The following is a 10,596-nucleotide window of genomic DNA, read 5'->3' on the forward strand; positions in this document are numbered from 1 at the left end:
GATCAGCGCGAACGACGAAACGGCTAGGCGGCGCAAGGACATGGTCTTCAGATAATCCCACGCATGGAAGCTTGGCTGCAACAGATGATTCACCTGATGCTGGAGACCCTATCTCTCCCGCAGGTGGGCTTGGGCGCGGTGTTCGTCATCGCGCTGATTTCGGCGACGCTGCTGCCGATGGGCTCGGAGCCCGTCGTGCTGCTGCTGGTGCATGCGAAGCCGGAGCTGTTCTGGCCCGCGATCCTCGTGGCCACGGCCGGCAACACGATCGGCGGCGCGATCACCTGGTGGATGGGCTACGGCGCCGAACGCGCCTACGAGGCCGCCGTCCACCACACGCCGCGCGACCAGCGCGTGCTCGGCTGGCTGCGGCGCTTCGGCGCGAAGACCTGCCTGTTGAGCTGGCTGCCCATCGTCGGCGATCCGCTATGCGCCCTGGCGGGCTGGCTGCGGCTGCCGTTCTGGCCGTGCGTGGCCTACATGGCGGTGGGCAAGTTCCTGCGCTATCTGCTGATGACGGCCATCGGCATCGCGATCTTCGAGTAACCCGCAGTCGACGTGGATCCGATTTGGGATGCACGGCTAGGCGCGAGCCGGAGCCATAGCGGCGCTATGGCGAGGACTTGCAACGACGCGGGGCGCCCAAAGCGGATTCACGTCGGCTGTGGGTTGCACAATCCGGGGACTCGAGAGGAGACCCCCGCCATGAGCACCCCCAGCACCCCGGCGTACGACGCCCTGTGCCAGCGCCACCAGCGCATCCACCGTCTTTCCCATTTGCAGTCGATCGCCTCGTGGGACCAGTCCGCGTTCATGCCGGCCCGCGGCGCGCAGGCGCGCGCCGAGGCGCTCGCCGAGATGGGCGGACTGCTCCATCAGCTCGGCACCGATCCCGCGCTGCGCCAGCTGCTCGACGACGCGGCGCAGGAGCCGCTCGATGACTTCCAGCGCGCCTCGCTGCGCGAGATGCGCCGCGTGTGGCGCTCGGCCAACGCGTTGCCGCAGCGGCTCGTGGAAGCGCGCTCGCTGGCCAACTCGCACTGCGAGCATGCGTGGCGCCACCAGCGCGCCGCCAACGACTGGACCGGCTACGTCGAGAACCTGCGCCCGGTCGTTCGCTATGCGAGGGAAGAGGCGCAGTACCTGTCCGACGACTCGGGCCTGAGCCGCTACGACGCGCTGCTCGACCAGTACGAACCGGGCATGCGCTCGGCCGACATCGACCGCGTCTTCGGCGATCTGCGCCAGTGGCTGCCCGGTCTGATCCGCCAGGCGATGGCGCGCCAGTCGACCGACAGCGTGGTCCATCCGCAGGGACCGTTCCCCGCCGCGTCGCAACGCGCGCTGGGCCTGGACGCGATGAAGCTGCTGGGCTTCGATTTCGAGGCGGGCCGGCTCGACGAGAGCGCGCACCCGTTCTGCGGCGGCGTGCCGGAGGACGTGCGGATGACGACGCGTTACCGCGACGACAGCTTCCTGCAGAGCCTCACCGGCACCATCCATGAGACCGGCCACGGCCGCTACGAGCAGAACCTGCCGCGCGAATGGCTGGGCCTGCCGGTGGCCGGCGCGCGCTCGATGGGCCTTCATGAGAGCCAGAGCCTGTCCTTCGAGATGCAGCTGGCCGCGCATCCCGGCTTCGCCGGACTGCTGCAGCCGCTGGTGGAGCGTCACCTCGGCGCGCAGCGCGGCTTCGCCGCCGACAACCTGCACAAGCTGATGACGCGTGTCGCGCCGGGCTACATCCGCGTCGACGCGGACGAGGTGACCTACCCGGCGCACGTGATCCTGCGCTACGAGATCGAGCGCCCGCTGATCGAGGGCGAGATCGAGGTCGAGGACATCCCCGCGCTGTGGGACGCCAAGATGCAGGAGCTTCTGGGCCTGGACACGCGCGGCAACTACAAGGACGGCTGCATGCAGGACGTGCACTGGGGCTGCGGGCTCTTCGGCTACTTCCCCTGCTACACGCTGGGCGCGATGTACGCGGCGCAGTGGTTCGCGACGATGCGTCGCGAGCGGCCGGCGCTGGACGCGGAGATCGCGCGCGGCGATCTCGCGCCGGTCTTCGACTGGCTGAAGGCGCGCGTGTGGTCGCAGGGCAGCCGCTGGGAGACGCCGGAACTGGTGCAGCGCGCCAGCGGCGAGGCGCTGAACCCGGCGCACTTCCGCAAGCATCTGGAATCGCGCTACCTGGGCTGAGCGCCGCCATCGCCAACGAAAAAGGGCACCCCGCAAGGGGTGCCCTTTTCTTCTTGCGCGTCCGCGGTCTCTACCCACGGCGCTCCCAACGAGTCATCGAGGACCCGAATTCTTTCTGTGTGGGGTCAGGCCTTGCCAGCCGTCTTGCGGCGGCGCAGGACGATGCCCATCGCGCCCAGGCCGGCCAGCATCAGCGCCAGGCTTTCGGGTTCCGGCACGGCCGCGGCGTTGCCGCCGGCATTGATGGTGTTGACGACGATGTTGTCCAGCGAGGTGCCGTAGCCGTCGCTGGTGCCGACGGCGGCGAAGCGCAGCGTCATCGGGCTGCCCGTGCCGATGAAAGTGGTCGAGAAGGTGGCCCAGGACGTGTCGGTGTTGTTGCCGACGGTGCCGCCCAGGCCGCCGATGCTCCAGGCCAGGCCGTTGCTGGCGGCGCCCAGGTTGTCCGGGCGGTTCGTGTAGGCGAAGCTCAGCGAGTAGGTCTGGCCGGCGACGGTGTTCAGCGCCTGGCTGATCCAGCTGTTGGCACTGGTGTCCAGTTCGGCGAAGTTGCTGCCGACGTAGGCGCTGCCCGCGACGTTGTTGCGGATCTCCAGGCCGTTCGGGCCGACGGTCCAGCCGACCGCGCTGTTGACGATGGTCCAGGTGCCCGGGCCGACGGCGGGCGTCTCGAAGCTGCCGTTGGCGACCAGATTCACCGGCGCCGCCAGGGCGAACAACGGGGCGGTGACGAGGAGGGCGGCGATCAGGCGCTTCATGGTGCGGGCTCGGGAGTTCGACAAGAGGTGCGCAGGAGCGTCTGCGCATGTGTCGAATTGTTCGAGACCGCCTCGCGGGTGCCATCCCCCTGGGCGATGGGGATGGCGATACGTTTCGTGACGCAGTGCACGCCGCCTGACGGCGGCAGAGGGTCAGGTGGTGCGCTTGCCGCCCTTCGGGGCCTTGGCGGACTTCACTGCTGGTGTATTCACCGCCGGTTTCTTCGCTGCGGGTTTTTTCGCCGCGGGTTTCTTCGATACGGGCTGCTTCAAGGCGGGCTTCTGCTTCGCAACGGGCTTGGCGGTCGGCTTCGGCGTGCCGCCGGACTGCGCGGCGCGCAGCATCGCGACTTCAGCGCTGAGCGCCTCGACGCGCGCCGTCAGCTGCGCGACCTCCTCCGCGGCCGGCATGCCCAACCGCGCCAGCGCGCGCGCCACGCGATCCTCGAAGATCGATTCGAGCTTGTCCCAATGCTGGCCGGCCCGGGCGCCGACTTCGCCGGCCAGATCGCTCATGCGGTGCGCGGCGCTGTCGAGCGTCGCCTCGGCCTTGCCGACGGCCGCGCCGCCCTGGTCCTGCGCCTTCGCGAATGCCGCCAGTCCCGCCGACCAGATCTGTTGCGCGGAGGTCTTCACCTGCTCCGCGAACGGCGTGTCCGTCGATGCCGGTGCGGCTGAATGCGCCGACTGCGCCGGCGCGGCTGCCGCGGCCCCCTTGCGGCGGCCTCGTGCCGTCTTCGGGCCGGCCGTCTTCTGTTGCTTCTTGACCATGGGCGTTCCTTGTCGTCGCGGGGCGGGGGCCTGACGCCCGCCGCTCGCCGAGAACCGGACTATAGGCGGCGCGTCACCGGCCCGGCCGCGGCGTGCGGTGTCGCACGCGCACATCGACTGGACCCGCACCCCCCATCGGGGCGAACAGCGCAGGGACCAGAATGTCGGGCATGTCCTTGCCCACCACTTCGACATCCTCGCGGGGGCGACGTCCCGCCGACGAGTTCGCCGACACCGTGCCCGATTCGTCCGCCGATTCGTCCGCCGGGTCGTCTGCCGCCTTGCCGCCGCTGGCGACGGATGGCGATGTGCCGCTGCGCCCCGGCGCGGCCATCGGCTGCCCGCAGTGCCGCGCACCGATGCGCCACGTCAACCTGCCCGGGCACCATGCGCCGGCGACGGTCGATGTCGATCACTGCGGTCCCTGCGGCCTGGTGTGGTTCGACGCGCGCGAGTCGGTGCACCTCTCGACGGCCGCCTGGATCCAGCTGCTGCGCGACCTGCACCGGCTGCGTCGCAGCGACGTGCCGCACCAGCCGGACCGCGCCTGCCCGTTGTGCGCGAAGGCCTTGAAGGAGGTCCGGAACTTCACGCGCTACGGACGTTTTCCGGTGCTGGAGTGCGGCAGCTGCGGCGGCCATCTGCACAGCCAGGCCGGCATGCTGGCCGAGCGCGGTCTGGTCCGTCCGCTGCTGCCTGGCGAGCGCTACGCGCTGCAGGCCGAGAAGCGCCAGTTCTTCTGCCTGAGCTGCGGCGGTCCGGCCGACGGGAAGGGCGAGGACTGCGCCTGGTGCAAGAGTCCGCTGCTGATGGTGGACATGCCGCGGCTGGCGAACGCGTTGCGCAAGCGCTCGCCGTCGGAGCCGCTGCTGATGCCCAACGGCGGCAAGCCGGTCGGCTGGGCCTGCCGGGGTTGCGGCGCGACCATGGACCCGACCCGCGAGACGCGATGCGGGCAGTGCCAGCACACGGTCGTCGCGCCGTCGTTGGACGACCTCGGCCCGTTGCTGGACGCGATCGAGCACGACGGGCTGGAGGCCGACGCGCAGGCCGAGCGCGAACGCCGTGAGCGCCGCGAGCGGCTCGCCTCCTACCCCTTCGAGCACCGTGATCCGGCCGGCGGCAAGCACGGACTCTTCTGGAAGGGCAAGTACGAGAAGCGCTACGACGCCGAGAACGAGCGCCGCGACGGGCGCAGGGAGCGTGACTGGGACGCGTCCGGATGGCCCGGCTCGACCGGGGACGGACCGCCGTCCTTGATCGAGATCGCGCTGCGCATCGCCGCGCGACTGCTGTGGCGCTGATGCCTCCCTGAGAGAAGACCCCTCAGAGCTCCAGCACCCCGATCGGCTTGGCGCAGGCGGCCGGCGTGCCGCCGCCGCGCACGACGAAGGGCAGCTCGCCCCACGGGCCCGAATCGCGCGGGCAGCCGTTGCGCAGCGTGCCGCCCGGGCAGGCGCAGCCCTTGGTCTTGACCAGCTTGTCCAGCGTCTGCGACTGCTGCGGGTTGAGCTTGGGCAGATCGTGCCGGAAGACCAGCTGCAGCGCCGTCGGCGGCGCGGGCGCGTCCAGCGCGGGCACCGGACCCAGCAGCGTCGCCATCGACTGGGTGTCCTTCAGCGCCGCCGCGGGCTTCATGGCCTTGGCGCGGCGCAGGTAGTTCAGCGCCACCTCCATCGCCGCGTAACCGCGCGCGGCCGAGGCCGTGAAGGGCTTGCGGAACGCCGCGCCATAGGTGTTGGCCACCTGGTCCCAGCGGCCGCGGTCGATGGTCAGCACGGGGCAGAGCACCGCGTCGACGCGTTCCGACAGCGTCGCGTCGAAGTCCATCCAGCACGAGGTCCGCGCGCTGATCCGCAGGCCCGTCTGGCGGCGCAGGTCGGCGGCGATCTTCTCGCCGGCATTGAGCTCGATGCGGCCCAGCTGCAGCTGCAGGTCCTGGGCCTTCATCCGCTCCGCATTGCTGGAGATGAAGGGGATGCCCGCGGCCCGCAGCGCGTCCGCGCCGGCGTTGATCTCGCACCAGTTGCCCAGCACGACGTCGACCTTGGCCTTGATGAACTCCTGCGAGATGGCGTCGGCCTTGCGGGCGTCGCAGCCGCTGTCCTTGACGAGCAGCTTGGGCGCGGCGTCGCCGGGCCAGGTCTTGAGCGCCAGCGTCATGCCGAGCTGCAGTTCCTCGGCCTGCGTGGTGCTCGGATAGCTGCCCGGCAGGATGACCCCGATGGTGGCGGCGGAGGCCGGCGCGGCGGCGCACAGCAGGACGGCGGTCAGCGTGGCCGGCCGTGCGGCGCTCACGACGGCGGCCAGGACCTTGCGGATGTTCATGACGATCCCTCTTGTTCTTCGTGGCCGGGGTCGGCCGTTCGTTGACTTTGTCGCCCGAACTGCTTTGTGGCGTCCGAGGCTGGAGGTATCGCCTGCTCGTCGTGCGCGCGCACTGGAGGTTTTCCCGGGAGTCCCCACGAATGAAAACGCCCCGGCGGGCCGGGGCGGTAAGACGTCACAGTTGTGACGGACAGTGCGGCAAGCGCGCAACGCGCGCCGTACAGCGCACGAAGCTCAGGCGGGCCATCCCTGCAGCACGAGCTTGCCGCGCTGGCGCTGACTCTCCTGCAAGGCGTGGGCGCGCTTGAGGCTGTCGGCGGAGATCGTCCCGACGACGTCGGACAGCGTCGTGCGGATCTTCCCGGCATCGACCAGCGCGGCGACCTCGGTCAGCAGGCGACCCTGGGCGGCGATGTCGTGCGTGGCATGCATGCTGCGCGTGAACATCAGCTCCCAGTGCAGCGACAGCGACTTGCCCTTGAGCGCCATCACGTCCAGGTCGTTCGGGCCGAAGTCGTCGATCATCGCCAGCTTGCCCTGCGGCTCCAGTGCGTCGACGAAGCCCTGGAAGTGCTGCGGCGTGTGGGTGAGGCTGGTGACGTAGCGCAGCGGCGGGATGCCGTTCTTCTGCAGCGCGGCGATCTGCGGCGCGATCGGTTCGCGATGGTTGATCACGTGGTGGGCGCCGAGCGCATGCAGCCACTTGCCGCCTTCGCCGTCCGGCTCGGAGCTGGTGCCGATGACGGTCAGATGCGGGTACCGGCGCGCCAGCTGGACCAGGATCGAACCCACGCCGCCGGCTGCGCCGGTGACCAGCAGGCTGACCGGACGCTCTGGCTGCTGCTGCACCTGCAGCCGGTCGAACAGCAGCTCCCAGGCGGTGATCGCGGTCAAGGGCAACGCGGCGGCTTCGGCGTCGCTGAGCGAAGCCGGCGCCTGCGCGGCGATGCGGTGGTCGACGCACTGGAACTGCGCGTTGCTGCCCGGACGGGTGATGTCGCCGGCATACCAGACGCGGTCGCCGACGGCGAAGCCGGCCACCTCCGTGCCGATCGCGCGAACCGTGCCGACGGCGTCCCAGCCGAGGACCACGGGCGTCGTGCCGTCGGCGCTGGCGCGGCGCACGCGGATCTTGGTGTCGACCGGATTGACGGCGATGGCGGTGACCTCGACCAGCAGGTCCTGGGGACCGGGCGCGGGCGTAGGCAGCTCGAGGTCGATGAGCGATTCAGCCTCGGTGATGGGCAGGGACTTGAAGTAGCCGACGGCTTTCATGGCGGGACTCCTTGGTGGGAACGGAAGAACGGAAAGGGAAAAGGGAGAAGGGAGAAAGGAGAAGCAGGATGCTGCGGGAACGAATGGTGGGCTTTCCGGCAGAATCAATGAAGACCGCTGAATTGCTATCAGTTTCAACAGTGGATTGAAGATCGAACGGGTGAAGGCCGCCATGAACATCGAGAACACCGCCGAGCTGCGCCTGCTGATCGAGTGCGCGCGCGGCGGCAGCCTGACCGCGGCGTCGCGGGAGCTGGGCATCACCCCGGCCGCGGCCAGCGCGATGCTGAAGAAGCTGGAGGCGCGGCTGGGCGTGCGGCTTGCGGAGCGCAGCACCCGGGCACTGCGGCTGACGGCCGCCGGCGAGCGTCTGAGGGACTATGCGCAGCGCGCGCTGGAGCTGCTGGACGAGGGCCTCGCCCTGGCCACCGAGGGCGTCGACGATGCGGCCGCCAAGGGGCGCGGCGCCACGGCGCTGCGCGGGCGCATCCGCGTCAGCGCGTCGAGCGACCTGACGCGGCGCATCGTGCTGCCGCTGCTGGATGGGTTCCTCGACCGGCATCCCGGGATCGAGCTGCTGCTCAACGTCGGCGACGCGCTGCAGGACGTCGTGCGTGACGAGGTCGATCTGGCGCTGCGTTATGGCGAACTGGCCGACTCGCGGCTGGTGGCGCGCAAGCTGCACGATGGCCGTCGGCTGCTGGTCGCGTCACCGGACTACCTGAAGCGGCACGGCCGGCCATCCCATCCTGGCGAGCTGACGCAGCACGAGTGCATCCGCTTCAAGATCGGCGACCGGCTGGAGCGCGACTGGCGCTTCTGGCGACGCGACGCGATGCAGGCGGCGCCGGTGGACGTGACGGTGCAGGGGCGTCGCACGGCGGACGACGGCGGCATCGCCCACCAGTGGGCGCTCGAAGGGCGGGGGCTGACCTACAAGAGCTGCCTGGACATCCGGGACAGCCTGGCCAGCGGGGCGCTGGTCGAAGTGCTGCCGGACTGGGTCGGCCGGCCGATGCCGCTGCATGCGCTGATGCCGAGCCAGCGCTTCCTGCCGCAACGGCTGAAGGCGCTGGTGGATCACCTGGCCGAAGGGCTCAGGCGCTGACGCGCCTCGAGCCGTCGTTCAATGCTTGTGGTCGCCGTGACCCGCGTGCGGGTCCTTGGGATCCTCGACCGGGCCGGTCCGGGCCGGCGCCTGGACGCTCACGGTCGAGCGGGACTTGTCGGCCCCCTCGAACACCAGCGTCAACACGACCGCGTCGCCCGTCTTCAGCGGCCCCTTCAGGTCCATCAGCATGACGTGATAACCGCCCGGCTTGAGTTCCACCAGCTTGCCCGCGGGCACCGCCAGCGAGGCCACCGGACGCATGCGCATCACGTCGCCGTCCATCGCCATCTCGTGCACCTCGGCCACGCCGGCCGAGGGCGTGCTGACCGAGATCAGCTTCAGGTCCGTCGGCGACTTGATCTGCAGGAAGGCGCCGGTGGACTTCTGCTGCGGCACCGTGGCGCGCACCCAGGCGTTGGCGACGACGACCTGGGCCTGCGCCAGACCGGCCGTCAGCAGCAGGGCAGGAACAACAGCCAGGCAGGCAAGGGAACGGAACTTCATCGGGGCGTCCAATCCAGGATCTATGACGATCCGGAAGTATCGGTCATCGTTGCTCGGCGGCATCCATCGCACCCATCCCGCGCAGCACGCGCCTGACGATCTCTTCGCGCTTCGACGAGAAGGCCGGATCCTTCATGTCCATGTTGAGGGCGAAGTAGACGGGGCGGGCGTCGCGGTCCTGCTCCACCCAGCCGACGAACCAGCCCAGGCCCGGCTGGGTGTTGTCCGCCCAGCCCGTCTTGGCGTAGAGGCGCCAGCCGGGGCCCTGGTCGCGCAGCATCACCTGGCGCGCGATGTCGTAGCTGCGGTCGGACAGCGGCAGCGCGCGGTCATGCACGCGGCGCAGGAATTCGATCTGGCCCACCGCCGAGATGCGCAGGTCGCCGTCGAGCCAGAAGCGGTCGCCCACCGGACCGGCGACGGCGTTGCCGTAGCGGAAGTCGCGCACGAACTGCTGCACCGTCGGTTGGCCGATCTGCCGCGCCAGCGACTGGAACACCCACACCGCCGAGACCTTGTAGGCCGAGGCGAGCGTCTGATCGCGATTCCAGTCCTCGATGCGGCGCTTCGTGCCGTCCCACTTGAACGGCTGCGTCTCGTCGACGGCGGCGCCGGTCTCCAGCGCGATCAGCGACATCGGGATCTTGAAGGTCGACGCGGGCAGGAAACCCTGGAAGGCGCGAACGCTGTCCGACGCGATCCAACGATGCGCGCGGGTGTCGAGGACGACGAGCGTGCCCTTCGTGCCCAGTTCATCGAAGGGGCGTTGCAGCTCGGGGCGGGTCTCCCAGCGCTCGCGCTGGTCGGCGGGTGTGGTCTGAGCGATCGAGGCGCGACAGGCGGTGAGCACGAGGCAGGCGAGCAGCGCGCTCGCCATCAGGCGGGGAAAGGACATGGACGTCTCCGGGCTGTGAGGGATGTCGCCAGTGTGCGAAGTCCCCCTCGATGGAAGTCGTCGAAGTGCCGTTACGCCCGTTCCGCCTGTTCCGCCAAGGCCCGAAGGCAGCGAGTGCTGGTGGGGCCGGAATGATGTGGGGGGTTCGCGGACGCGATGCCCCCCACGTCGTGGAGTGCCCGCGCCTGGCCTCCCGCGGTATTCGGGGCTTTCACGCCTGCCGCGATTGCGGCATCAACGCGTCGGCCTCGCCGAGATAGCGCCGCCGCGCTTCCTCATCGCGCAGCTTGCGCGCCTGCAGCCGTGCCTGGCGCACGAGGTCGGTGGCGCTGAAGGCGTCGCCTTCGTCGAGCGCGTGCCGGGCCCAGAGCAGCAGGAAGGCGCATCGCTGGTCGGCGGGGATCTGGGATTGCCTCGCCCGGCACGAGGCCCAGCGCTGCGCGGCGAGGTCGCCGAAGGACGTGGCGGGCAGGGGCAGGCCTTGCGCGGTCGCCAGACGCTGCAGCGCCGCGAAGTCCAGGCGCCCCAGCGCCGCGAGCCGGAGCAGGAAGATGGTGTTCAGCAGCGAGCTGCGTCCGAGCTGCCAGCGCGCGCAGAGCGCGTCGCTGAGCAGCAGCCAGCGCAGGGCGTCCTCCACGCCGGGACTGTCGGCGCTGTCCGGGTCGCCGGCGGGCAGCAGCTCGGCCTCGACGAGACGGCCGATCGCGTTGGACAGGTTGGCGGCGCAGACCTGGAGCGCGTCGGGCAGTCCG

Annotated in this window: 10 protein-coding genes and 1 pseudogene; 4 read left to right on the top strand and 7 right to left on the bottom strand. The window is 70.2% G+C overall.

The window, feature by feature from the left end; translation table 11 throughout:
* Positions 1-63: 63 nt before the first annotated feature.
* Both VF536_RS08625 and VF536_RS08630 read left to right on the top strand, forming a co-directional pair.
* Positions 64-546, top strand: a complete 483-nt coding sequence (locus VF536_RS08625; RefSeq protein WP_331614415.1) for a YqaA family protein — start codon at positions 64-66, stop codon at positions 544-546.
* A gap of 159 nt (positions 547-705) precedes the next feature.
* The gene (locus tag VF536_RS08630; protein ID WP_331614417.1) at positions 706-2,202 is read left to right on the top strand and encodes a carboxypeptidase M32; all 1,497 of its coding nucleotides are present in this window, start codon (positions 706-708) and stop codon (positions 2,200-2,202) included.
* Between the two features lie 125 nt (positions 2,203-2,327).
* Here the strand turns inward: VF536_RS08630 and VF536_RS08635 are convergent, their stop codons facing one another.
* Both VF536_RS08635 and VF536_RS08640 read right to left on the bottom strand, forming a co-directional pair.
* Positions 2,328-2,960, bottom strand: coding sequence for a PEP-CTERM sorting domain-containing protein (locus VF536_RS08635; protein ID WP_331614418.1), 633 nt, complete (start codon positions 2,958-2,960; stop codon positions 2,328-2,330).
* Between the two features lie 153 nt (positions 2,961-3,113).
* Complete coding sequence (locus tag VF536_RS08640; RefSeq protein ID WP_331614419.1) at positions 3,114-3,731, bottom strand: phasin family protein; 618 nt, start codon at positions 3,729-3,731, stop codon at positions 3,114-3,116.
* 170 nt (positions 3,732-3,901) lie between these two features.
* On the opposite strand from VF536_RS08640, the gene VF536_RS08645 reads away from it, so the two are divergent.
* A complete protein-coding gene (locus VF536_RS08645) occupies positions 3,902-5,035 on the top strand; it encodes a zf-TFIIB domain-containing protein (RefSeq protein WP_331614420.1) in 1,134 nt (377 codons plus the stop codon).
* Positions 5,036-5,057: 22 nt separating this feature from the next.
* On the opposite strand, the gene VF536_RS08650 is transcribed toward VF536_RS08645, so the two are convergent.
* Both VF536_RS08650 and VF536_RS08655 read right to left on the bottom strand, forming a co-directional pair.
* A complete protein-coding gene (locus tag VF536_RS08650; protein WP_331614421.1) occupies positions 5,058-6,059 on the bottom strand; it encodes a hypothetical protein in 1,002 nt (333 codons plus the stop codon).
* 234 nt (positions 6,060-6,293) lie between these two features.
* Positions 6,294-7,334 carry a zinc-binding alcohol dehydrogenase family protein gene (locus VF536_RS08655; RefSeq protein WP_331614422.1) on the bottom strand — a complete coding sequence of 347 codons (1,041 nt, stop codon included), beginning with the start codon at positions 7,332-7,334 and terminating at the stop codon, positions 6,294-6,296.
* Between the two features lie 172 nt (positions 7,335-7,506).
* On the opposite strand from VF536_RS08655, the gene VF536_RS08660 reads away from it, so the two are divergent.
* Complete coding sequence (locus VF536_RS08660) at positions 7,507-8,442, top strand: LysR family transcriptional regulator (protein ID WP_331614423.1); 936 nt, start codon at positions 7,507-7,509, stop codon at positions 8,440-8,442.
* A gap of 18 nt (positions 8,443-8,460) precedes the next feature.
* Here VF536_RS08660 and VF536_RS08665 read toward each other — a convergent pair whose 3' ends face one another.
* The 3 genes and pseudogenes from VF536_RS08665 to VF536_RS08675 all read right to left on the bottom strand — a co-directional run.
* Positions 8,461-8,949, bottom strand: coding sequence for a copper chaperone PCu(A)C (locus VF536_RS08665; RefSeq protein WP_331614424.1), 489 nt, complete (start codon positions 8,947-8,949; stop codon positions 8,461-8,463).
* Positions 8,950-8,992: 43 nt separating this feature from the next.
* Positions 8,993-9,844, bottom strand: a complete 852-nt coding sequence (blaOXA, locus tag VF536_RS08670) for a class D beta-lactamase (RefSeq protein WP_331614425.1) — start codon at positions 9,842-9,844, stop codon at positions 8,993-8,995.
* A 211-nt stretch (positions 9,845-10,055) separates the two neighbouring features.
* Positions 10,056-10,596 (bottom strand): annotated as a pseudogene (locus tag VF536_RS08675) (hypothetical protein); the annotation flags it as partial.

It is taken from the genome of Roseateles sp. (assembly GCF_036486225.1).
Lineage (GTDB): Bacteria > Pseudomonadota > Gammaproteobacteria > Burkholderiales > Burkholderiaceae_C > Roseateles.